The sequence below is a fragment of the Paenibacillus odorifer genome, assembly GCF_000758725.1.
GTDB classification, from domain to species: domain Bacteria; phylum Bacillota; class Bacilli; order Paenibacillales; family Paenibacillaceae; genus Paenibacillus_AQ; species Paenibacillus_AQ odorifer.
In genome coordinates this window covers 2,522,064-2,545,636 of the sequence record NZ_CP009428.1, presented here as the reverse complement: position 1 = coordinate 2,545,636, position 23,573 = coordinate 2,522,064, and the positions used below count along the sequence as shown (strand labels likewise).

The following is a 23,573-nucleotide window of genomic DNA, read 5'->3' as shown; positions in this document are numbered from 1 at the left end:
GTTTCCCTCCATCTTTCTATGAAGAGGCCCCAGTGAAGGGGCCACATTCTATTTTCTAACTTATTTAAGGCCTAATTTTTCTTTGTTGTTTTTCATTTTTTCAGAACGAACTTCTACAATCTTATCCCAGTTGTTATCATTTAAAAATGTTTTGTAAGCAGCTAAGGTGCTGTCGAATGTAGCATCGTCTTTAGCGCGGATCATACTTACAAGCGTAGTGTTCCAAGTAGTATCAATTGCAGTAAGACTGCGAGCTTCAGGCGTTCCTTGAGCCGGGTTAATGTTTTCAAGAATAAAGTGTGGTTTTAGCTTTCCTTTGCCCCACTCTTGCATTTGTTTAATGGAATCTGCGAATGCGTCGTTACTTAGCGCCTTATCACGGTCATGTCCAAAGAACATAAATTCACCCATCCGGTAATCCTTTTTGAATTTATCGGCATTATTTAATTGCAGGTCTTTGATTTCAGGCAAGAATTCAATTTTACCGCTGTCGTTAACTTTATAGGTTTCTCCTTCAATACCGTAGTTCATGAGCTTTTGTCCTTCATCGCTGAGCAAATAAGTGTAAATTTGAATCGCTTTGGCAGGGTCCTTAGCCTTTTTAGTAACATAGCTAATCATCCAACCTGTAATTCCTGATTGATTCAACGTTGGTTCATGTCCAACAGTACTTTGTGGGCCATCAATAGCGATATATTCCTTGCCTGGATTTTCTGTCATGAAGATTTGCAGGTTACCACTTTGTTGCGGTGTTCCATCCAAAAGTATTGTTGCATATTTACCGGATTTCACTTTTTCTTCAAAGGCAGTACCGTCATCAGCAAAGCTGTCATCACTGATGTCACCATTTCTGTAGACTTCATTTAACGTTTTCAACCACGTCAAGTAATCCTCATCCAGGTTACGGTTGTAGAATTCGCCATTTTCAGTTTCCATCGGCACTCCGATGAAGTCCTCCAATACATCTCCCAAAGAACCAGTGCCTGAACCAATGGAGTTAAAACCAAAAGGAATCATGTCCGGGAATTGTTTTTTGATTTGTTGCATAACGCTCTTGAATTCTTCAGGAGTTCCAAAGCTTGGTTTTCCAATGGCCTCGTAAACATCCTTACGGATGACAAAGGCTGTTTTAGCAGGGATGTTACCGCTATCATAATCGTTTTGCGTATTGGAATAGTTAGGGTATCCATAGGTCTTGCCATCTGCTAACTGGAACCAGTTCATCGTATCTTTTTCTGCAACTTTATTGAAATACGGATCATATTTATCTGCCAGATCATTTAAAGGCAATGCCCATGTAGCAGCTTTTTGTACGACTGGAGAGTTGGAATCAAAAATAGTCAACAGGTCTGGCATTTCACCGCCGGCAAAAATCGTATTCAGCTTAGTGTCATCGCCTGTAATGAATTTAATGTTGATGTTTAAATCCTCTTTAATTTTCTTGGTGACAAGGTCTTTTCCGAAATCAGTATTCCACCAGTCTGCATTCACGTACCAAGTCAGATCTGTTGTCTCTTTTTTTGTATCCAGCTTCCATGCCGGTGTTTCCGGATCTATAGTATAACGGCCTTCAATGGAGCTTAACTCTTTACTGGAGCTGTCAGAATTACCTTTCGATCCACAACCTGTAAATACTAATACAACAGCCATAAGTGCCGTACAAAGTTTGAGTCCTTTTTTCCCAAATGCTTTGTTCATCTTTTATTTCCCCCTAAAATGTTTTGTAAGTATTCACTACTTGGAAATTTACTTACTATTCCTTCACCGCCCCCATCATCATGCCTGAGATAAAGTACCTCTGTAATATTGGATACATCACAACAATCGGCAAAGTTGTAATGACAATTGTTGCTAGTTGAACCCCTTTAGTCGTAGTTTCGATAATCGCCGATCCACCCACATTTTGCATGGATTGTGTTTGCGACTGAACAATGATTTCATAGAGCTTCATCTGCAGCGGGTAGAGCGATTGATCGGTAATATATAACTTGGTGGTCATAAAGTCGTTCCACTGCCCGACCCCGTTAAATAACGCAATGGTGGCCATAGCCGGCATGGAAAGAGGGATAAAGATTTTTAGGAAAATGCGCCAGTCACCTGCACCATCAATTTTGGCTGACTCTTCAAGTGAATCCGGTACATTTCTGAAGAAGTTCATTAGAATAACTACATCATAATAACTGAACAAGGCCGGGATAATATAAACCCAGAAGCTGTTTAAGAGGCCTAATGATTTAATCAATAAATACGTAGGGATCATTCCACCTGAGAAAAACATGGTGATTACACCCATGGCAACATACAGCTTACGTCCACGTATGTATTTCTTACTCAAGCCATAACCGATCATGGCACAAAAGAATACGTGGGTAATGACACCAATAAATGTTTTGGCAAGCGATACTACGAATGCTAAACCAATGGTCTCATCTTGAAATACAGCACGATAATTTTCCAAGGAGAACTCTGGAGACCAAAATATGAATCCGCCTTCCGCAAGCGCCTTGCCCGAGCTTAAAGAGGATATGACTACATTCCATAAAGGAACGACAATAATGATTGTACAAATACAGAGCAGGATAATATTTAAGGTATTAAAGATTCGACTATCGAGATCTTCTTTAGCCACCGTACGATTCACAGAAATGCCTCCTTCTACAGAACTGATTGATTATCATTTAATTTACTGGATACTTTGTTGGCGCTAATCAGTAGGATGACTGAAACGATGGAGACACCTAAACCAACAGCAGTAGCATAAGAGAAGTCACCTTGCGTCATACCCATACGATACACATAAGAATTAATGACCTCCGCCTTAACGCGGTTCTGAGAATTCATCAATACCAGGGTTTGATCCAGATTTGATCCTAATAAACCGCTTACAGTGAGAATCAGATTTAAACTGATAATCGGCTTCATATTAGGAAGCGTAATATTCCAAATTTGTCTCATACGACTTGCGCCATCTATTTTGGCAGCCTCATAATAAGTAGGATCTATTTTCGACATAATGGCTAAGTAGAGAATCGTTCCCCAACCAGCCTCTTTCCAAATATCGGATAACGTTGCAATCCACCAGTATTTATTCGCATCAAGCAAAATATTTACCGGTTTCGAAATCAGTCCCAAACTGAGCATAATCTCATTAAACATACCGGATGAGGAAAACCAGGCAATCAGCATCCCGCCGAGAACGATCCAGGACAAAAAGTGTGGTAAATAAGAGATGGTTTGCACTATCTTTTTAAAGCGTCCGCCACTTAATTCGTAAATCATAACGGATAAAATAATAGGAATAACAAACCCTATGGCTAATTTCAGAAAGCTGATCCCTAATGTATTGACTACAGCGTCCCAAAAATATTTATCAGATAAAATAATTCTGAAATTATCGAGCCCTACCCAAGGTGCAGAATCGAGCGTATCAATTACGGTGTAGCTTTTAAAAGCAATCGTCAATCCGTAAATCGGAATAAAACAAAAGATAATCATAAAAATAATTCCCGGGATGACCATGGATTGAATTTCCCATTGTCTCTTGTAATCAATTACAAATTCTTTGACCCTCTGCCCCATAGGCTTTTTCCCGCTCATTGGATTCTTTCCGTTTGCTGGCACTACGGCTAATTTATCCACTTTTTCTTCTCCCCTCCAAATCATGATCCCCACACAATAAAAACGTTTTTATTTTTTTGAAAAAAAAACCCTCCCAAAACAACAAAATTATAAAAAATGATCGGGTGAAATCTTGAACCCATTACATATATGTGTTCTTACCGACCAATCTTTACTTGACTAGAACCTCTTACGACTAATTCACCCGCCAATTTCATCATCTCGCCCTGTTCCTTCTTCTGGATCATGCGAACTAGGTGATTAATAGCCAAAATACCCTGTCTAGCAATTTGATTTCTTACCGTAGTTAAAGGTGGTGAGAAATACTGCGCAATATCAATATCATCAAACCCCATAACGCTAACATCTAGCGGAACTTCGTATCCATGCGATTTCAAAGCTTGAATACATCCAATCGCACTCAAGTCGTTCCCTGCCAAGAAGGCATCAGGTATTTTATCAGGACTATAATGAAGAAAAGATTTTATAGCGTTGTAAGTGCTTTCTTCTTCAAAATACCCTTGTATAATATACTCTTCATGAGTGGGTAGCTGATACTGACGCAAAGCAGCTAAGTATCCTTCTCTCCGCTGAACACTGTCGTACATCTCATCCACACCAGATATGTAAGCAATCTTTTTATGCCCTAGACTGATTAAATATTTGGTCGCTTCAAACCCCGCTTCAAAGGAATCAAAAATCACGCTTCCCATCGTGTCGTTCTTAAGCGGTCGATCTAAAAATACAGCCTTAATCTTGTCTTTCACCATTGCAGCAATTTCTTCTTCGTCTATTCTCAGCTCCTCGTAGATAATGACACCATCCACTCGCCGGCCTAGAATATTGCTCATAATCACTTGTTTATCCTTGGTAACAAATACATTCAGCCCGTAACCTAGCCGATCACATTCACGCGACATGGACTCAACCAGCTTATAGAAGTATGGACCCGACACACTTGTTGTGAAAAAACCCAGCATTTTGGTTTTCCCGTTCCTAAGGAGCTTACCGTTCAGGTTAGGAACATAGTTTAATCGCTTCGCAACCTTAAGAACATGTGATTTCGTCTCCGGGTTCAATACATCTACGTCATTTAACGCGTTGGAAACCGTAGAAATGGAGACTCCAGCCTCTCTGGCAACATCTTTGATCGTTACCTTTTCCATAATGATTCAATCTTCCTTTACGAATAAAAACGTTTTTATAGATTTAAATTAACATAAAAACGTTTTCATTACAATATATTTTTTATTTTTATTTTATCAGAGGTAATAATTGGTACACAAGCTTAAATTTTCTACAGAATCTTATAAACACTTTACCTGCAAACTCGAAATCATTCGTAATACACTCTAAACATAATGTCTTGCTCGTAGTTCCCAAATCCACGGCCATATATGGTTAGTCCGCCTCTTCTCCGTCCGCTATTCTCTGCCGTTAAACGAAAGGTCCACTGATCCTGCTCTACTCGTACATCCTCCAAGGTAATATCTGAGATTTGCTGCCCATCCACAAAGGTTCCACCTGCATTAATCCGCAGAACCTTAAGCAAACCATATTGGTTAACATCCGAACGCCACCAAATGGGATTTAATCGTCCTCTAGTGAGGCCAAAGTCGCCCGGACTAGTCCATTTCCCTAAATCCTGTCCATTCATCATAAAGCCGATATCCGACGGCCACTTCTCATTTACATGTGGAGCTTCGGAACCTATTTCCAGTGAAATCTCAATCTCTTGCACCACTTGATCTTGAAATAGATAATTTGGAATCTTGTACTCGATAGAACCTTTCGCAAACCATACAATGCCGGCATTCACCCGTTCCGGGTCCAGAAAATAACGTGGATCATCATAATAGCCGATCAGTTTCTCAGTAGTAGCAATCCCGCAGGTAGGTGAAGCCTGAATATCGGTATATTGCCCTACAGGGATAGACACCTCAACCACCTTTCTGGCAACTCCACGGGAGCCCGATAATTTAATCTGCAGGTAATTCGCAGACAAAGAACAATATTTATAGGTCCCTCCATTTACTCGTCTCATTTTAGAACTGATCAGGCCTGCTTTTTGCAGCTTTGCTACATGAGTACTAACAATTGCACTACTAAGATAGAGCTCCGCTGCCAGCTCTTTGATGTGCATCTCTCTGCGGTCCAGAAGTTCAATAATTCGCAGCCTAACTTCACTTGCCAGTGCTTCATACACCTGCAAAGATTCAGAATCTGTGGTTAAGTACATTTCAACGTCTCCTATGCTTATTGAATTAGTATTTTAACGAATCCTAAATTAATTCATTGCTTATTATAAGCTAAAATCAGTATCATATAATCATAAAACAATTACTTAATTAGTGAAATCATTAATTCAACTAGAGGGAGCTGTACACTCATGCCGATTAAATCGACAATGATTATTGACAAAGATTTCAGACTAGCTGAAGTAGACCCGCGGATCTACGGCTCATTTATCGAACATTTAGGAAGAGCAGTTTACGGTGGGATTTATGACCCGGGTCACCCTACTGCGGATCAGAATGGTTTTCGGAACGATGCCATCGAAGCTATTCGTGCCCTAAACGTTCCTATCATCCGTTATCCTGGAGGAAACTTTGTATCCGGTTACAATTGGGAAGATGGGGTTGGACCCAAGCATGAACGCAAGCAATCTCTTGAATTAGCTTGGTGGACCACAGAAACCAATCAAGTGGGTACCAACGAATTTGCAGATTGGGCTAAGCTCGTAGGCAGCGAAGTCATGATGGCAGTTAACCTTGGAACACGCGGCATCGATGCAGCTAGAAATCTAGTAGAGTACTGCAATCATCCTTCCGGTTCCTACTACAGTGACCTGCGGATCTCTCATGGGTATAAAGAGCCCCACGCTTTTAAGACCTGGTGCCTCGGAAATGAAATGGATGGTCCGTGGCAGATTGGAGCTAAAACCGCGGTCGAATATGGCCGGTTAGCGAACGAAACTGCAAAAGCTATGCGCTGGGTCGATCCAACGCTTGAGCTTGTGGCTTGTGGCAGCTCCGGCAGCGGTATGGACACTTTTGCCGAGTGGGAAGCTACCGTGCTTGATCTTTCTTATGATAATGTGGATTATTTATCACTGCATACGTACTACAATAACAACAATGACGACACGCCTAACTTCCTAGCCCGCTCCATGGATTTGGATCATTTCATCAGCAGTGTGGCTGCCACCTGTGATTATGTTCAAGCGAAGAAAAAGAGCAAAAAGAAAATAAATCTGTCGCTCGATGAATGGAATGTATGGAAATCACAAGGCAGCAGCCGTGCCGAACAACACTGGCAGATCGCACCGCCAGAATTCGAAGATGTGTACACACTTGAAGATGCACTTGTTGTGGGCTGCTGTCTTATTTCATTATTGAAGCATGCTGATCGTGTGAAAATGGCCTGCTTAGCGCAGCTGATCAATGTTATCGCCCCAATTATGACTGAAAATGGCGGACCGCTTTGGCTGCAGACTACTTATTATCCGTACCTGCATGCTTCCCTTTATGGTCGTGGAACCGTACTTCACCCGCTGATTTCCAGCCCTAAATACGATTCCAAAGATTTCACTGATGTGCCTTATTTGGAAGCCATTAGTGTATACAACGAGGAGCTGAATGAAGTAACCGTCTTCGCTGTAAACCGCCATTTATCCGAAGGACTAGAGCTCGACGTGGATCTGCGCAGCTTCAGTTCCGTAAACATTATTGAGCATATTGTACTGGAACATGAAGATATTAAAGCTGTAAATACCAAATCCAATCCACATAATGTGATGCCTAGCCAAGGCAAAGCCATTGTTGAGGGTGGACATGTAAAAGCCCTTCTCGCAAAAGCTTCCTGGAATGTGATTCGACTGCGTGTGAACGGCTAAGTTAACTTGTAATAGTCATAGAAACGCCCCCATGAATCTTTAATAAGCCAGAGATTCATGGGGGCGTCTTCGTTATTTTATTCTGAAAATTGTCACGGATTGCTTCGGAAATTCATAAGTATAGCTGCTTCCTTCTGTCTTAAAGCTGGTTTGTTTCGGAGAGACCCGCTGCTTATTCTCAAAGTTATTTTCGTCCTCAAGCTGGTATCCCGACATTTCATAGACTTCGATGGTCAGTGCTTCTTTTACCAAAGATTCCAGTACAACCTCTGCAGAAACACTGTTCTCTTGTACATTTACTGTCTTGAGGATAATATCCCCCGTTAAATCTTCCACACTTGCCGTGTAATACAGCGGTTCAATGACCGGAAGTTTATCTTCTGTCTCATTCACCAGTTCTCCGTTAATAAAAGTACGGATATGTCTGCCCACTACTTCTAGCTTAAGATCGTATTCTACGTCTGTTTCAACAGTAAACATAGCATGCGTCAGAACAGAATTTCTTCCGTTGATAATTGAGGCCACAATCGAATCCTGATTCTGCCAGCCACCAAGCTCCCAGTACAAATGATTCTGATCATCTGCTTTACCAAAATAGAAGATAAACCCTTTATTCCCTGCGGTTCGTGTAGCCTTAAAATGCAAAGTATAGTTTTCCCACTCTGTCTCACCAAGCTCTAGTGTCCGTTTAGCCGTTCTGTTCTGAGCAGGGTCAGGCAGATTTGAAACCTCCTCTGATAAGTCAGAATACGTCTTCACTTCTCCCGTAAGATTGTTGACTAATGTGATCTCGGAGAAACGAGCAGCAGAGGCATCCACACCGAAACTGACGGCTCCAGTGATCGCTTCCTTTCTGCTTTCCTTCGTTGCCGTGAAGCCATCTGCTTCCATCTTCAGCAAATGATCTCCCTGATGGTTCATGAATAGCTTTTGCACATAATAGTTTGCCGTTCCGTACACTTCATGATTATTGAACCAGATCAGGTCCGGCTTCCAGTTGATATAATCCACATTACAGAGCATTGGAGCATAACAAGCTAAGCCAACGGCATGAGCATTATTTTGCAGACCTGTCATAAATGCTGCTTCTACTAATGCATTGTAATAGGTATTGCCCCATGAAGCATATTCACCGAGGAATACCTTTGGCTCATCCGCTTTGAAGTCATCATAACGATGATGATTAGCCAGGAACCATTCAGGTGTACAGTAATAATGCTCGTCTACGAGGTCAGACTTATTCTCTTTTGCCGACGTCCAGCCCCGTTCATATTCCTGACCGGCAGAGAACGGGCCACTAGAATTAATGACCTTGATTTCCGGATATTTTGCTTTGATGGCTTGATGAAAGTAAGGATATCTCTCGAAAAAGGGTGTACCTACCTCTTCGTTCCCAATGCCGACATACTCCAGCCCAAAAGGCTCGGGGTGACCCAGTTCTGCACGAATGCCTCCCCACTTCGTGGAAGAATCCCCCTTGGCGAATTCAATTAAATCCAAAGCATCCTCAATCCAAGGCGTTAATTCATCCAGCGGGACCATCCGTTTATGATGCGGGTCATAGCCGCCCGGAAGAACGGGGATCGGCTTAGCTCCAATATCCTCACAGAACTGAAAATATTCATAATAACCTAACCCAAGCGTCTGATTATATGACCAGTTATTGCGTCTTGCCGGTCTTTGTGCAACATCCCCAATCGTATTCTTCCATCTGTACAAGGAGTCTCTGTCATCTGGATCCAAGGAACCGTCATGCACCAGACATCCTCCTGGGAACCGCATAAATTTAGGTTTTAAATCAGCGAGCAGCAGCGAAATATCTTCACGCATGCCTCCGGGTCTATTCTTAAAGGTCTTCTCAGGAAACAGAGAAACCATATCCAGATATACCTTCCCGCTACCTTTGGTAACGATTACAAGACGACTGCTTGTGTCAGTGCTATTAGCTGTGATAACGGCTTCATATCGGTTCCATTCCGAGCTGCTAACGGCTATTTCCACTTCACCAAGAATGGTGCCGTCTGTGCTTTCGATGTTTACGGTAAGCGGCACATCAAAGCTTGTCTCCCGGCGGGCATACACCGAGAAGTTATAATTCTCGCCTTCTTTTACCGGAATACCACTGTTAAAGCCTAGATTCATCAGGCCAACGCCGTCACCTTCAGCCACAATATCGATGGCAACATAATGTTGGTTACGATCATTTAAGGGCTTGCTGTCTTCTACAGAGATATTCACCTTTCCATCTCCACGTTCTACAGGCTCCCAAGCCATCAGCGCATGATAATCTGCCCGGTCAATCGGGTCGAATTCAAAAGATCGGTTCTGAACTAGCTCAGCGTAAAGCCCACCATCGGCCGCATGATTCAAATCCTCGAAGAAAATACCGAATAGATCGCCTAACTCCGCCCCCCGCTGCTGCGTATGTATCGTCAATTTTCCTTCTGTCTTCATTCTTTTGTCTTCCTCCTTGTGAATTCCAATTTGATTTATATTTATATTACTTAGTTCATATCAATATAAATCATTATAATAACTCCTCTCTACATTCGTCAATTCGAAAACGAAAAACTGACACCGAATACCCCTCGATGTCAGTTCACACTAGGAAGCCCCCTAGTATAGGTTATAAAGAATACGTAAATTGATAGCTGCCCGAACCTATTTCGAGTCTCACTCCGTTATCGACCAAGCTGATGCTGTGCACGCCTCTGGACTGCTTCACAGGGACTCCATTTTCTAATAACCCTAGTTGATTGGCTCCAGGCAGAACGACAATACCGTTGGTATTGGCAGGAATCGTAACGTGGATCACCATTCCATTATCCTCTGATCGCCGCCACGCTGACTCCACTTTTCCGTACATGGTTTCAAGACTAGCTTCTGCATAATCCAGACCGGGGCCTGGCTGTGGCTTGATATGAACGATTTTGAAGCCAGGCTCCAACTCATCTGTTCCAATTCCTGCAACGTAACGATACAACCATTCACCTATTGCGCCATAGGCGTAATGATTGAAAGAATTCATATCTGCACTCCAGAAGCTGCCGTCCTCCTTGATCCCATCCCAATGCTCCCAAATCGTCGTCGCACCTTTCGTCACCTGATACAGCCAGGATGGATAATCCTTTTGAAAAAGAAGCTTATACGCGAGTTCGTTATTTCCAATCTCGCTGAGCACAGGATTCAGATAAGGTGTGCCCACGAATCCAGTAGTCAGATGATCCTTAGCTTCAGCAAGCAGCTCAGTGAGCTTCTGAATTGCACGTTCTTTGGCGACCCCTTCTACAAGATCGAAACGTAAGGCTAATATCTGTGCAGTCTGTGTAGAGACGGATAACCTGCCCGCAGGTGTTATGAACTCATCACTGAATGCTTTTATAATTTTGGCGTGCAGCTCACTATAATAGTCCACGTCCTCCGATTTTTCTAAGGCTATTGCCGCTTTCAAAGTCAGAGAAACAGAATAGGCATAAAAAGCGGTGGCGACATAATCCCGATCTGTAGCCCCTACATAGCTGTCTGGCTTGGAATCAAGCGCTAGCCAATCGCCGAAATGAAACCCAGTATTCCATAGATAAGGATTGCTTCCCTGTGCATAAATATAAGAAATCCATTGCTTCATGCTCTCGTATTGCTCTGCAAGCAGCCTTTTGTCGCCATACATTTCATAGATTGTCCATGGACAGATCGTAGCTGCATCTCCCCAGGCCGCAGAAGAATGGTTAGTATCTCCGTCGCCAGGAGGAGCTGCTCTCAGCTCTGGAATAAAAAACGGAATGCCGCCCTCAGGGGTTTGGTCTGCCTTCAAATCCCGCAGCCATTTCGTAAAGAATGGTGCCGTATTCATCAAATAAGAGGCTGTGCGGACAAACATCTGAGCATCCCCCGTCCAGCCGAGCCGCTCATCACGCTGTGGACAATCAGTGGGCACATCGAGGAAATTCCCTTTTTGCCCCCACAGGATATTGTGATGCAGTTGATTCACAAGTGGATCTGAGCACTGAAAATCACCCGTACGTTCCATATTGGAGTGCATCACAATTCCTGTGAAATCCTCTAGTTGAAGATCTGCTGAGAACCCACTAAGCTTCACATACCGAAAACCTTGGAAAGTGAAGTGTGGTTCATACGTCTCTTGCTCTCCACCTTTCAGAGTATAGCGGATGCACTGTTTCGCTTTACGCATATTCTCCGTGTAGAAATTTCCGTCCCGGTCTAATATTTCAGCATGCTGAAGTTCTACCGCCTGACCAGATTGACCTTTCACATTAAATTTTAACCACCCTACCATGTTCTGGCCCATGTCCAGCACTCTATCTCCCTGCGGGGTAGTCAGCAGTGCAATCGGCTTCAAGGTTTCAACTTGTGTCACTGGCACATTTTCCTGGGCAACGATAATCGCTTTGGAATAGTTAATAATCTCCACTGGATGCCAACCTTCTGATGAAGGATCGGTGATATCCAGCTCCAGCCGAGCATCATAGGTTTCACCATTATAAATTTCAGACATCATAATTGCGCTTTTTGCAGCCTGCCAATTCTGATCTGAGCTAATAAGCTCATTTGAACCGTCTGCGTACCGGATATGAAGCTCCAGCAGAAGTGAAGTCTTTGATCCATAAATCTCCTTTTGATTATCCCAGCCCAAATACCCTCTGTACCAGCCATTGCCTAACAGTGCGCCTAACGCATTCGCACCTTCATGCAGAAGCTTTGTGACATCATAAGTTTGATATTGCAGCCGTTTACTGTAACTGGTCCAGCCTGGAGTAAAATAATGATCTCCCACCCGACTTCCGTTCAGCTGCAGTTCATACAAGCCCAAAGCAGTAACATAAATCCTTGCACTTTCCACTGGACCTTTTACATCCACGAATGTACGAAGCTGTGGGCAAATCTCAGAATCTTGTGAAAAAGAGGCTGTAGGAGCGCTGATCCACTCCGCCTGCCAATTCCCTGCATCTAATAGTCCGGTTTCAAAAAATGCAACCTCAGACCAACCCGAGTCTGTTGCATTCTGATTCCATGCCCGAACCCGATAATAATAACGCGTGCGAGCTTCCAGCAGCAGACCTTCAAGCTCAACATGGATCGATTGAGAAGACTTTACTTCCTCTGTATCCCATAGCTTGCCTTGAAAAAGCATATTCTCAGCCACTTGAATTTGATAAGCAGACTGCATGCAGTCCCTGTCATCTGAAACTAACTGCCAACTGATTCTAGGTCTGATCACATCAATTCCTAGCGGATTTTCTTTGTACTCACAACGAAGCTTAGTGATTGCGAACATATAGATAAAAACCTCCCTCTATAGCTACAAATTAGTCTTTGCCCTATAATTATAGCTGCGTTACCGCTTTCATCACCCGGTAAAAAGGACATCATACCCCTGCAATCATGCCATAAATTTGGAAGGGAAATTATACATGCAACGAACCACCGAGTTGTTCAAAAGTGAAGTCTTTTTTCAAAACGATCTGCATCTGCTGGTTAACCGCTATTCTGAGAACTTCCATGCCCCTTTTCATGCACATGAATTTATTGAGTATTGCTATGTAGCTGAAGGAAGAGGTTTTCATCACCTTGAAAATGAGATCTTTCCCGTTAGAAAAGGAATGCTGTTCGTGATTCCTGTAGGTGCTCCCCATGTGTTCCGTCCAGCAACTTCTGATACTTTAGGGAATCGCCTGATCGTCTATAATTGCCTTTTTGATATGCAAATGGTGGAGCAATTAAATATCGTCCTTCAAGAGCCATCTATCCGGGAGCACCTAGCCACTCTTGGGAGTAGCAGCTCATCTTACTTTTCCGTCTCAGATCGAGATGGCTCTATCGAGCGCTTAATGCTGAATTTATATCATGAAATGTCGGTATCCGGTATGGGCTCCAAAACAATGCTTTACACCCTGCTGAGTCAATTAATCATAGCAGTGTACAGGCAAAAATACGGAGAAGATGACAAATCTACGATGGATATGGCAGACTTCACGCAAGTCATTCAATACCTAGAGCATAATCTGTCAGAGAAGATTACACTTGCCGAATTAGCCCGTATTTCACAGTGGAGCAGCAGGCATCTTCAGCGTATGTTCCACAAGCATACTGGCCAGTCCTTTGGGACCTACTTGAAGAATCTGCGAATGCATAAAAGCTGTGAATTGCTGCGTACTTCTGGACATAAAATTAATACGATTGCCGAGCTAGTTGGTTACCGTGACATCGACTCCTTTAACGCTGTATTCAAAAAAATAGTCGGCCAGACACCCATCGCGTACCGCAAGCTCTACAGATCATAAAAAAGCCGATGTCGTATGAACATCCATACAACATCGGCCCTATTAATTTATTGATTAGTGATCTGTTTAAGTAAAAACTCAACAAAATCAGTTGATTTAGTCTTACTGTCATCTTGCCCTAACGTTCCGATGATCATCTGGTTTGAATGGATAGGGAGTTCTGTAGCAAAATCCGTATCTGTGATATCTATGCCAGTAATCAGCTCTTGACCACTCTCCGGGTTAGTCATACGTTTCAAACGGTTATCGTCCAGAGGAAGTCCTGCGGATTTAATAAACGACTCCAGATTTTGCAGTCCCGACTGCTGGCCAATCCATTCAAAAGTAGCATGATCCATAATCAGGATATCCGGATGGTCGGCTGCCAGCATCGCCATAGCCCGCTGCATATAGCTCATATCCAAGACTCCACCATCCGTCCCACCTGTTGAGGGTAGATAAACGATTTCTGCCTCCACTCTCTTCCAGGTCGGGTAACGTTTGATAATCTCTTGTTTTAGCTCTTCATTCTTACCTGACGAGTCCTGAGATTCATAGTTGCCTAGGAACATGATTCGAACATCTACCGGTGGGAGCGTAGCTTCATATTTTCTTTCCTGCCACTGATCATAGAGCGCTTTCCCCCCAAAGATAACTACTAGCAGCACGATAATAGAAATAATAGTGTGCGTTTTGTAGAGCCGAAAGAAATTCTCCGATTTACGTGCTACGCCGGACATGGCTCCCCACTTCTCCAGGCGCTTGTCCTCCGCTTCCTGAATCTCCTTCTGATCCAAGCCATCTAGGATGGTTTTGTAAGCGCGGAATTCCTCTTCATAAGCTGCGACCTCATCTTCAGTCGAATTCGATCGACGGCGTTTCAAATGAATATCTAACCTTTTGTTCAATTCCTCCCGGGTAACGTCTTCAGGCAAGTTCAAACGCTCATAGGCTTGCTTTAGCTTCTCATTCAAAATGATGTCTCCTTCCTGATGCTTTTCGTCATTTCAGATCGTTAATTTGGTTCTATGTATTGAATTCTTGTGGCAGTAAAAGTATGGGCTAAGCAGTAAAAAAAACATCGCAGGAACTCAAGTAAACTATATCATGTTGTGCTAGACGGTAACAAGTAAGCGTTTATCTAATCCAAACCATGCAGCTGCTTAAATTGCTCAGGACTCATCCCTGTCAATCTTTTAAACACCAAACAAAAGTAACTAGCATTATCAAAGCCCACTAGCTGGGCAATTTCATACATTTTTTTATCGCGTCCATTAAACATAAGCTGTTTACTCAAATTGATACGTTGCTTATTGATATAGGTTACAGGTCGATCATGAATTGTTTTTTGAAAAAGCCTGCATAAATACTGTGGCGATACAGAAATAATCTCCGCCAGCTCCTTTAAAGGAAGCGTCCTATGCAGATTGCTCTCTATATAACGCAGCACCGGTTTGATTCGCTCCAATTCATGTGCCTCATTCAGAGGCGATACTAGCTTTCTTTTTAAATCCAGAAGCAATGCGTAAAGATGTTTTGATCGTGCTAAATTGGTTTCCAGCTCATTGCTATCTGGCAGCATAAGGATTTGCTTTAGAGGATTGAGCCATTGATCTTCTTTTAATCTAGCAGGACCAGACTCGCGGATGCCCGCATAGAGCAGCATTTGACCAACCTCTCTGCCATTGAACGAGACCCATGATACCTTCCACTCCTTCCCACTGATAGGGGCATACGAATGAGGAATATCCGGGAACAAAAAGAACACATCCCCTGGACCCACGAGATATCGGCTCTCATGAATGATAAGCTCACCCTTACCTTCGTGAATCTGATGTATTTGATAGTCTGGAAAGCCTGCAGGACGTATAGTTTCTGGCTGATGCTCCCAAAATCCAAGGGTTGTAGCATAAAGCGGCAGCATGCTTACATCTTCTGTTTGGCAAAAAATAATTTTGCTCTCCATAAATAAGTCCTCGTTTCATATTTTGTTATCTGGGACTAAAATTCTTTTATTTATCCTAACATTACTTCAACTTATAATATGAATATAATAACATTACAATGATTATAAAGGAGATCAACTCATGCGAGCAAAGTTTGTCTACCAGCCACCTGCTAACGGTTATCCGGAATGGAATAACAACCCAGAGACTTTTGAATTGAATCGATTGGATGCACATGCCTCCATGATCCCTTACCGTAGTTTATCCCAAGCGCTAACTAACGATAAAGAAACCTCACCTTTCTACCAAACCCTCAATGGGCTTTGGAAATTCGCTTTTTCCGAAACACCGGATCAACGAATTGTGGATTTCTATAAAGCAGATTTTGATTGCAGTACTTGGGATACAATTCCTGTACCGTCCCACTGGCAGTTCCAAGGTTACGACTATCCACAATATACAAATCTCCGGTATCCTTGGGCGGAATCCGAGCCAGAGCTTAAAGCCCCCTTTGCCCCAACAAAATATAATCCAGTAGGCTCTTATCTACGAACCTTTACTGTACCTGAGTCTTGGAATGGTCAACCGGTGTACCTAAGCTTTCAGGGAGTTGAATCCGCTTTCTACGTCTGGGTAAACGGTGAACTTGTCGGGTACTGTGAAGATACATTTACTCCATCAGAGTTCGATATCACCCCATATTTAGTTGCAGGGGACAACAAACTAGCTGTCGAGGTTTATCGTTGGTGTGATGCCAGCTGGCTAGAGGATCAGGATTTCTGGCGCCTTAGCGGTATTTTTCGGGAAGTCTATCTTTATTCGGCGCCTTCCGTTCATATTGCTGATTACTTCGTCCACACCGACCTGGATGAAAACTTCGTACATGCGGATTTAAATGTAGATATCAAGGTGGAAAATTACTTTAACGAGCAAAGCCCATATACACTGCAAATGCAGCTTTACAATAAAGAGGGCCAGCCTGTTTGGGAGACTCCTATCTCCACTACTGGTTCCTTTGAGCAAGAAGGCGTCCAGCAACTCAAGCTTTCTGCCCCGGTTGAGCAGCCATTTAAATGGAGTGCTGAAACCCCTTATCTTTATACCTTAGTCCTGTCTATAAATGACGACAACGGGCATACACAAGAAACGGTCAGCTGTAAGGTTGGATTCCGCAAGTTTGAGATTAGAGACGGACTTATGAAGATCAACGGCAAAAGAATCGTGCTTAAGGGCGTCAATCGCCACGAGTTCTCTTGTGACACAGGTCGTGCTTTAGCCAAAGAAGATATGCTGCGCGACATCCAATTAATGAAAACACATAATATTAATGCCGTTCGAACCTCCCATTACCCGAATCAGTCTGTCTGGTACGAGTTATGTGATGAATACGGATTATATGTAATTGACGAAACCAATCTGGAAACGCACGGCACTTGGGCATACAGCCAAGAAGGATTGAATGACGGGAATGTTCCTGGAAGCAAACCGGAATGGCGGGCCAATGTCATTGACCGCTGCAACTCCATGATGCAAAGGGACAAAAACCACCCTTCAGTCATCATATGGTCTCTCGGCAATGAATCTTTCGGAGGCGACAATTTTATCGCTATGCACGACTACCTGAGAGAAACCGATCCTTCGCGGCCGGTTCATTATGAGGGAATCTTTCACTGTAGAGAATCGGAAGCAGCAAGTGACATAGAATCTACTATGTACATTAAACCGCAGGATGTTGAAAAATATGCGCTTAATAATCCGAAGAAGCCTTATATCCTCTGCGAATACAGTCATGCCATGGGCAATTCATGCGGTGGGCTGCACTTATACTGTGACTTGTTCGACAAATATGACATTGTTCAAGGTGCATTCATTTGGGATTGGGTAGATCAAGCCATTCGGACCCACACCTCCGAGGGAATTGAATATCTCGCTTATGGCGGGGACTTTGGTGAATCGCCTCATGACGGCAATTTTAGTGGCAACGGATTGCTTTTTGCTGATCGTACGGTTACTCCTAAGCTCTTTGAGGTCAAAAAATGTTATCAGAATATTAAAGTAACGACTGAAAATATCCTAGAAGGACTCTTCCAGATTCGCAATTCCTTCTTATTTACCAACTTAAAGGAATACGATCTCAAATGGGAAGTTCGTTTAGACGGAGTAACTGCGCAAGAAGGCTTACTGAAGATCTCATGTGCACCAGGTGAGAGCACTTCATGCAAAGTTCCTTACGAGCTGGATTCACTGCGTGGCAATCATGAGGCAGTTCTGAATCTTTCCTTTATTCAGCCTTCAGCAACTATATGGGCAGAAGCCAATCACGAAATCGCTTGGGAACAGTTCATTCTGTCACCTCGTTTCGTAACCAATACCTCAAAGAGAACCACAGAAACACTGCGTGTCAGCGAGCTTGAGAATGTTTTGAACGTACAAGGTGATAATTTCGAACTGAGCTTTAGTACCACTACGGGTGCTCTGAACTCTTATCGTTCCTCAGGCAAAGAACGTCTGCTTGAGCCTGTAAGACCTAACTTCTGGAGAGCAGTCACAGATAATGATTGCGGTAATAAATTGCCACAGCGGTGTGCAGTATGGAAGCAGGCATCGCATAAACAACACTTAATCAGCTTTACATTTAGAACCGAAGGCTCTCTCTGTCTCGTCTCTGCCAGCTACCTTCTGGCTACAAGTCCGGACTCCACGCTTCGGGTTCAGTATGTGATTCGCGCTGACGGGACTTTAGAGATCACGCAAGAACTGAGTCCGGGCAGCAGCGTTCTGCCAGAAATCCCTGAGTTCGGAATGATGTTCGTTCTAGATGGAAGTCTTGATACCCTATCATGGTACGGCCGCGGGCCTCATGAGAATTATTGGGATAGACAAACAGGGGCACCACTCGGACGTTATACAGGCAAGGTCAGTGAACAATTCACGCCTTATCTCAAACCTCAGGAGTGCGGCAACAAGACAGATGTCAGATTTGCTTCAATTACAGAGAGCAAGGATGGATCAGGGCTCTATTTTGAAAGTGCAACGCCTATAGAGATTAATGCCCTGCCTTGGAAACCTGAGGAATTGGAAGCCCATGATCACGTCTATAAATTGCCAGTCTCGAACAAAAGCGTACTAAGAGTTAACTACAAGCAAATGGGTGTTGGCGGTGACGACAGCTGGGGCGCACCAACCCACGAAGAGTTCACTCTGCCGGCTAATCGCCCGTACATCTTCCGTTTCACTGTCTCACTGCTCTAATCTCTTCCACTTATAAAAAAGGCCGTCTCTGGTTGGTTTCTACCACACAGGACGGTCTTCTTTTATTTATTTCACTGCTACTGTTCCTTGTCTGAATTCCGAAGGGCTTAAACCCACATTTTTTTTGAACTGTTTGGAGAAATAATAGAGATCGCTAAAACCAAGATCATGGGCAATCTCACCGACAGAACTTTGCGTCCCCCTCAATAGCTCCTTGGCCTTAGTTATCTTTTTTCTGGTGATATACTGAATGGGTGGAACTCCGATTTGCTGTTTAAATAGCCGGATAAAATAGTTGGGATGCATGTACGCAATCTCGGCAAGCTCCTGTATGGTGATATTACGCTCGATATGGGCGTCTATGTACGTTAATATTTTCGTTAATTTTTCGATCGAGCTTAGATTCTTAAAAGTGATTTCGTCTACATCTATGTTCATAATAAAATAAGAAAATAACTCCATTAACTTACTTTTGGCTAATAAATGAGCATACACCGCATCAGATTTCATATGACTCGTTAGGCTGCTGAAAATCTCTTGGATTACATGAGGATCTACTTCTCTGCATACATGACTTAACTCTAACATTTTGAATAGATTAATGTCTCCGACTTTTGCGCTGAAATGGCACCAATACTTCTCAAAGGGTTGATCACTTATGCAAGAATAAGATTGCTTAACTCCCTCAGGCATCAAAAAAAGCTGACCAGGCTTCGGATAATATTCTCGATCCCCGATCTTTAACCAACCCTCCCCATCGCAAATAAAATAAAATTTACTATAGTCAGGCGTATAGTCGAGATCTCTCCAGTCACGGCCACAAAGATTGTAATCAGCCATAAATAAATCAACCTTTAAATTGGATAAATAATTAGTAAGCAAAACATGGTTATCCATCCCTTACTCCGCCTTATCAGGTTAGTTTTGTACATCTAAAAGTTAATGTCCTACATTTTGATTCCCACATCCATTCACTACAATGAAGAAGAAATAAACGTTTGAAAGGATGATTGCAAAATGGTGGATAAAAGCAACTATTTAAAAGTAATCGAAGATACGATCGTAACTGGAAGATTCAAAGCCGATTGGGATTCACTAAGTCAATTTCAAGTGCCTACGTGGTATGAGAACGCTAAGTTTGGTATTTTCATTCATTGGGGTCTTTATTCTATTCCGGCTTTCGCCAATGAGTGGTATCCCCGAAATATGTATATCCAGGGTTCACGGGAATATGAACATCATCTTGCTACCTATGGCGAGCATAAAACCTTTGGTTATAAAGACTTCATCCCCTTGTTCAAGGCTGAGCATTTCAATGCTGAGGAATGGGCCAATCTCTTTAAATTATCTGGAGCCAAATACGTGATGCCTGTTGCAGAGCACCATGACGGCTTTCAAATGTATAAGAGCGCTTACTCCCACTATAACACATATGAGATGGGTCCCAAGCGGGATTTAGTCGGGGAAATGAAAGACGCTTTTGAGCAGCAGGGATTAGAGTTTTGTGTATCTTCCCATAGAGCTGAGCACTGGTTCTTCCTGTCTCATGGCAAGGAATTTGATTCCGATATCCATGAACCGCTTGTATGTGGAGATCTCTATTGGCCATCTATGCCCGAACCCGATCATCAGGATTTATTCGGCTCCCCACCCAATCAAGAATTTCTGGAGGATTGGTTGATTCGCTGCTGCGAGCTGGTAGACAATTATCAGCCGAAAATCTTTTACTTTGACTGGTGGATTCACACAGCCGCCTTCAAACCCTATCTCAAAAAGTTCGCTGCTTACTATTACAACAAGGGAGAGGAATGGGGAACTCCGGTTGCAATCAATTATAAGCATGATGCCTTCATGTTTGGCTCAGCGATCCCAGATATTGAGAGAGGTCATTTCTCCGGGCTTAAACCTTATTTCTGGCAAACGGATACAGCAGTAGCTAAAAATTCATGGTGTTATACACCGGAAAATGATTATAAATCTGCCGTAGAAATTATCAGAGATTTAGTAGATATCGTAAGCAAAAACGGCAACTTGCTGCTGAATATAGGCCCTAAAGCGGACGGCAGCATTCCAGCTCAGGATCAGGAGATTCTGCTTGGCATCGGAGAATGGCTAAAGGTGAATGGTGAAGCAATCTATGATACGACCTACTGGCGCACCTTCGGGGAAGGCCCTACAGAGATCGTTGAAGGTCAGTTTACAGATGGGATCACGAAGATTTTCACCAATGAAGATATCCGCTTTACGGTAAAAGGCAGTTATCTTTATGCTACTGTTCTTGTCTATCCAAACAACGGTATAGTGCAAATCAAATCCCTTAAAGAAAACTCTGCTCACTTCCATGGGATGATTAAACAGATCAAAATCTTAGGTTTTGAGGAACAACCTGCATGGGAAAGAACCGATGAAGCCCTGATTATAAAAACAACCTCGGTTCGCAGTGAGACTCCGGTTGTTCTGCGGATTGAATTGGATTAGGGACACTTACAGAACTTCAAAACCTATAAAAAGAGTGTTCTTGCCCATCCAGCAGAGAACACTCTTTTATAGTTTTATAACCATCAATTTATATTAAAAGTAGGGTACCCTGACGTTTACTGTCTTCATTCTAGTCCTATGAGGATATCTCGCGCGTAATTTGTTGGACTCCAAAATAATGCGACCATGAAGCGGATGCTCCGTAGGGATTTTTAGTTGTGTAGCAATGACTTCACTTAGCCCGTGGTTTCGGATGTCCGCTTGAAGCTGTAAGGCTTCTGGATCTTTTTCATAATCAAAATAAAGTGCAGAAACAATAGCTGAGACTAAATGTGAGGTCTCAAAACCAAGTTCATGAGCAAGCATTGCCGGTTTTACGAGTCGATCATTAGGTGAAAGCTTGCGAAGCGGGGAGCGGGCGACACGTGTAATTTTATCGTTAAAGTTGGGGTTAGTGAATCGTTCCATCATCTTTTCTATATACCGGTCATGTTCTATGGGCTTGAAGCCATATAAATGCACCAATAAGGTCCCTGTTTCCTTAAGCACCCCGTGAACACGAGCTCTGATTTCGGGATCAGACATCGCTTCTTGAATGCTAGTATAACCTTCCAGGTATCCAAAATAGGCTGCACTGCAATGACCTGTATTCACAGTAAATAGCTTCCGTTCGAGGTATGGCGCCAGCGAATCTACATAATGGACGCCTTTAATTTCATTGTAGTTACCAATCATTCCACTGCGGGGAATAACCCACTCACTGAAGGGTTCAACGAGGATTTCAAGTGAATCTGTATTTTTCTGCATAGGTACAATCCGGTCAACCATCGCATTGGGAAAAGCGACATTGCGGTCAGCAAGTTCCTTGAAGGATTGCTTCATATGCCGATAAACTGATTTTTTCAACTTCTGACTGCTTCCAATCCCATTCTCACAGGCAATGATATGAAGAGGGTTGAGATTTCTGCTATTTTCAAGCCTTCGTTCGATGCCCTGCGCAATGGTCTCAGCAATATCTTGTAAAGCGGATATTCCGACTGCAGTTGTCACAATTTCAGCCTCTGCTATAGCTCTAGTAACGTCCTCAGTATCATTCAGATTGATCGCAGTAACATTATCAACGATAAAGCTGTCCCGGTTCTTGTTAGCTAGGGTGACAGGATATTGCCCACGTTTTTGCAATTGGGCAATTTTACTCTTATTTCTTCCGACGAAACAAACATTGTAACCGGAGTCCGACAACATAGGCCCAATAAATCCTCTGCCAATATTGCCCGCTCCAAAGTGTACGGCTCTCAATTTGGTATCCCCCTTTAATTTGAACTCAGTTTCTCGGTTTCTCTATACGAAGCAACGTTGAGTAACTACATGATCAAATTCAAGAAGACTTAGATTATCAATTTTATGGTGCTGCTTATCGAATTCAAGAAAATTAGTAATTTCGTTAGGCGTCACAATGCAACGGATGCCAGCTGCTGCCGCTGCCTTAGATCCATTCGGTGAATCCTCGATAGCAACCGCCTCATCAGCTGTGATTCCAAGACAAGCTAACGTTTGGTTATATAGCTCCGGATCTGGTTTCACTTTTGCCACATGGTCGGCAGTCCGAACACATTCGAAATACTCGCGAATACCCAATTGATTCAGATATTTTTCCACCCATTCCAGGGAAGAACTTGAGGCCAGCCCTATGCGCAGTCCAGCTGCCTTGGCAGAATCAAGATAATGCTGAATACCTGGTCTTATTGTTTCAAGCTCCATAAGTTTGCTGTGTCTCTGTTTAACAGCCTTGCTGAACTCTTCTTTGTCAATTGCGAGCTTAAGATCAGTCATCAAATATTCATAAGGATTAAAACTGTTCAAGCTCGTGCCGATGCAGGTGGAATATTGTTCAAGCGTCAGGTCCACTCCATATTCTGCATAAGCCTCGTTAAATGCGGTGTACCAAGCAGTCTCCGTGTCGATAATCGTTCCGTCAAAATCAAAAATAATTCCTTTGATCACAATCAACCATCTCCCTCGTATTATGTTTGGTTAGAATATCTTACGCAAAACCTTCTGCATATTCTACAAAAAGCTATTTCGGCTTGCGTTTGACTATAAAAA

General features: G+C 43.0%; 16 protein-coding genes. 4 read left to right on the top strand and 12 right to left on the bottom strand.

Annotated elements, in window-relative coordinates; all coding sequences use genetic code 11:
• Window positions 1–60: 60 nt before the first annotated feature.
• The 5 genes from PODO_RS10720 to PODO_RS10700 form a co-directional block, all read right to left on the bottom strand.
• Window positions 61–1,698: a type 2 periplasmic-binding domain-containing protein gene (locus tag PODO_RS10720; RefSeq protein WP_038569996.1), complete on the bottom strand. Its 1,638-nt coding sequence runs from the start codon at window positions 1,696–1,698 to the stop codon at window positions 61–63.
• A gap of 55 nt (window positions 1,699–1,753) precedes the next feature.
• Window positions 1,754–2,641, bottom strand: coding sequence for a carbohydrate ABC transporter permease (locus PODO_RS10715; RefSeq protein WP_036689738.1), 888 nt, complete (start codon window positions 2,639–2,641; stop codon window positions 1,754–1,756).
• Between the two features lie 14 nt (window positions 2,642–2,655).
• Window positions 2,656–3,597: an ABC transporter permease gene (locus PODO_RS10710; protein ID WP_036689816.1), complete on the bottom strand. Its 942-nt coding sequence runs from the start codon at window positions 3,595–3,597 to the stop codon at window positions 2,656–2,658.
• A 179-nt stretch (window positions 3,598–3,776) separates the two neighbouring features.
• Window positions 3,777–4,784 carry a LacI family DNA-binding transcriptional regulator gene (locus PODO_RS10705; protein ID WP_036689737.1) on the bottom strand — a complete coding sequence of 336 codons (1,008 nt, stop codon included), beginning with the start codon at window positions 4,782–4,784 and terminating at the stop codon, window positions 3,777–3,779.
• 170 nt (window positions 4,785–4,954) lie between these two features.
• On the bottom strand, window positions 4,955–5,857 hold the full coding sequence (locus tag PODO_RS10700) for an ArsR/SmtB family transcription factor (protein WP_036689735.1): 903 nt from the start codon (window positions 5,855–5,857) through the stop codon (window positions 4,955–4,957).
• A 150-nt stretch (window positions 5,858–6,007) separates the two neighbouring features.
• Here PODO_RS10700 and arfA point away from each other — a divergent pair, with 150 nt between their 5' ends.
• The gene (gene arfA, locus PODO_RS10695) at window positions 6,008–7,513 is read left to right on the top strand and encodes an arabinosylfuranosidase ArfA (protein WP_036689733.1); all 1,506 of its coding nucleotides are present in this window, start codon (window positions 6,008–6,010) and stop codon (window positions 7,511–7,513) included.
• A 72-nt stretch (window positions 7,514–7,585) separates the two neighbouring features.
• On the opposite strand, the gene PODO_RS10690 is transcribed toward arfA, so the two are convergent.
• Both PODO_RS10690 and PODO_RS10685 read right to left on the bottom strand, forming a co-directional pair.
• Complete coding sequence (locus PODO_RS10690; RefSeq protein WP_038569993.1) at window positions 7,586–9,967, bottom strand: alpha-L-arabinofuranosidase C-terminal domain-containing protein; 2,382 nt, start codon at window positions 9,965–9,967, stop codon at window positions 7,586–7,588.
• A gap of 172 nt (window positions 9,968–10,139) precedes the next feature.
• Complete coding sequence (locus tag PODO_RS10685) at window positions 10,140–12,806, bottom strand: family 78 glycoside hydrolase catalytic domain (protein ID WP_038569991.1); 2,667 nt, start codon at window positions 12,804–12,806, stop codon at window positions 10,140–10,142.
• Window positions 12,807–12,942: 136 nt separating this feature from the next.
• Between PODO_RS10685 and PODO_RS10680 the strand changes: the two genes are divergently transcribed.
• Window positions 12,943–13,812 (top strand): AraC family transcriptional regulator, encoded by an 870-nt coding sequence (locus PODO_RS10680; protein WP_038569989.1) that lies wholly within the window; start codon window positions 12,943–12,945, stop codon window positions 13,810–13,812.
• Between the two features lie 47 nt (window positions 13,813–13,859).
• Here PODO_RS10680 and PODO_RS10675 read toward each other — a convergent pair whose 3' ends face one another.
• Entirely contained in the window at window positions 13,860–14,765 is a 906-nt protein-coding gene (locus tag PODO_RS10675; RefSeq protein WP_038569987.1) for a hypothetical protein, read from the bottom strand.
• A 167-nt stretch (window positions 14,766–14,932) separates the two neighbouring features.
• A complete protein-coding gene (locus tag PODO_RS10670; protein ID WP_036689725.1) occupies window positions 14,933–15,757 on the bottom strand; it encodes an AraC family transcriptional regulator in 825 nt (274 codons plus the stop codon).
• A 121-nt stretch (window positions 15,758–15,878) separates the two neighbouring features.
• On the opposite strand from PODO_RS10670, the gene lacZ reads away from it, so the two are divergent.
• Window positions 15,879–18,989: a beta-galactosidase, LacZ type gene (lacZ, locus tag PODO_RS10665; protein WP_038569985.1), complete on the top strand. Its 3,111-nt coding sequence runs from the start codon at window positions 15,879–15,881 to the stop codon at window positions 18,987–18,989.
• A gap of 66 nt (window positions 18,990–19,055) precedes the next feature.
• Here the strand turns inward: lacZ and PODO_RS10660 are convergent, their stop codons facing one another.
• Window positions 19,056–19,886 carry an AraC family transcriptional regulator gene (locus tag PODO_RS10660; RefSeq protein WP_038569983.1) on the bottom strand — a complete coding sequence of 277 codons (831 nt, stop codon included), beginning with the start codon at window positions 19,884–19,886 and terminating at the stop codon, window positions 19,056–19,058.
• A 120-nt stretch (window positions 19,887–20,006) separates the two neighbouring features.
• Here PODO_RS10660 and PODO_RS10655 point away from each other — a divergent pair, with 120 nt between their 5' ends.
• Window positions 20,007–21,467, top strand: coding sequence for an alpha-L-fucosidase (locus PODO_RS10655; RefSeq protein WP_038569981.1), 1,461 nt, complete (start codon window positions 20,007–20,009; stop codon window positions 21,465–21,467).
• A gap of 93 nt (window positions 21,468–21,560) precedes the next feature.
• On the opposite strand, the gene PODO_RS10650 is transcribed toward PODO_RS10655, so the two are convergent.
• Window positions 21,561–22,766, bottom strand: coding sequence for a mannitol-1-phosphate 5-dehydrogenase (locus PODO_RS10650; RefSeq protein ID WP_052096953.1), 1,206 nt, complete (start codon window positions 22,764–22,766; stop codon window positions 21,561–21,563).
• 42 nt (window positions 22,767–22,808) lie between these two features.
• Window positions 22,809–23,471: an HAD family hydrolase gene (locus PODO_RS10645; RefSeq protein ID WP_036689719.1), complete on the bottom strand. Its 663-nt coding sequence runs from the start codon at window positions 23,469–23,471 to the stop codon at window positions 22,809–22,811.
• Between the last annotated feature and the right edge of the window lie 102 nt (window positions 23,472–23,573).

Excerpts from the sequence above, each read along its gene's own strand:
- PODO_RS10720 (WP_038569996.1), bottom strand. The coding sequence starts at position 1,698 with ATGAACAAAGCATTTGGGAAAAAAGGACTCAAACTTTGTACGGCACTT.
- PODO_RS10710 (WP_036689816.1), bottom strand. The coding sequence starts at position 3,597 with ATGAGCGGGAAAAAGCCTATGGGGCAGAGGGTCAAAGAATTTGTAATT.
- PODO_RS10705 (WP_036689737.1), bottom strand. The coding sequence starts at position 4,784 with ATGGAAAAGGTAACGATCAAAGATGTTGCCAGAGAGGCTGGAGTCTCC.
- PODO_RS10700 (WP_036689735.1), bottom strand. The coding sequence starts at position 5,857 with ATGTACTTAACCACAGATTCTGAATCTTTGCAGGTGTATGAAGCACTG.
- arfA (WP_036689733.1), top strand. The coding sequence starts at position 6,008 with ATGCCGATTAAATCGACAATGATTATTGACAAAGATTTCAGACTAGCT.
- PODO_RS10690 (WP_038569993.1), bottom strand. The coding sequence starts at position 9,967 with ATGAAGACAGAAGGAAAATTGACGATACATACGCAGCAGCGGGGGGCG.
- PODO_RS10685 (WP_038569991.1), bottom strand. The coding sequence starts at position 12,806 with ATGTTCGCAATCACTAAGCTTCGTTGTGAGTACAAAGAAAATCCGCTA.
- PODO_RS10680 (WP_038569989.1), top strand. The coding sequence starts at position 12,943 with ATGCAACGAACCACCGAGTTGTTCAAAAGTGAAGTCTTTTTTCAAAAC.
- PODO_RS10670 (WP_036689725.1), bottom strand. The coding sequence starts at position 15,757 with ATGGAGAGCAAAATTATTTTTTGCCAAACAGAAGATGTAAGCATGCTG.
- lacZ (WP_038569985.1), top strand. The coding sequence starts at position 15,879 with ATGCGAGCAAAGTTTGTCTACCAGCCACCTGCTAACGGTTATCCGGAA.
- PODO_RS10660 (WP_038569983.1), bottom strand. The coding sequence starts at position 19,886 with ATGGATAACCATGTTTTGCTTACTAATTATTTATCCAATTTAAAGGTT.
- PODO_RS10655 (WP_038569981.1), top strand. The coding sequence starts at position 20,007 with ATGGTGGATAAAAGCAACTATTTAAAAGTAATCGAAGATACGATCGTA.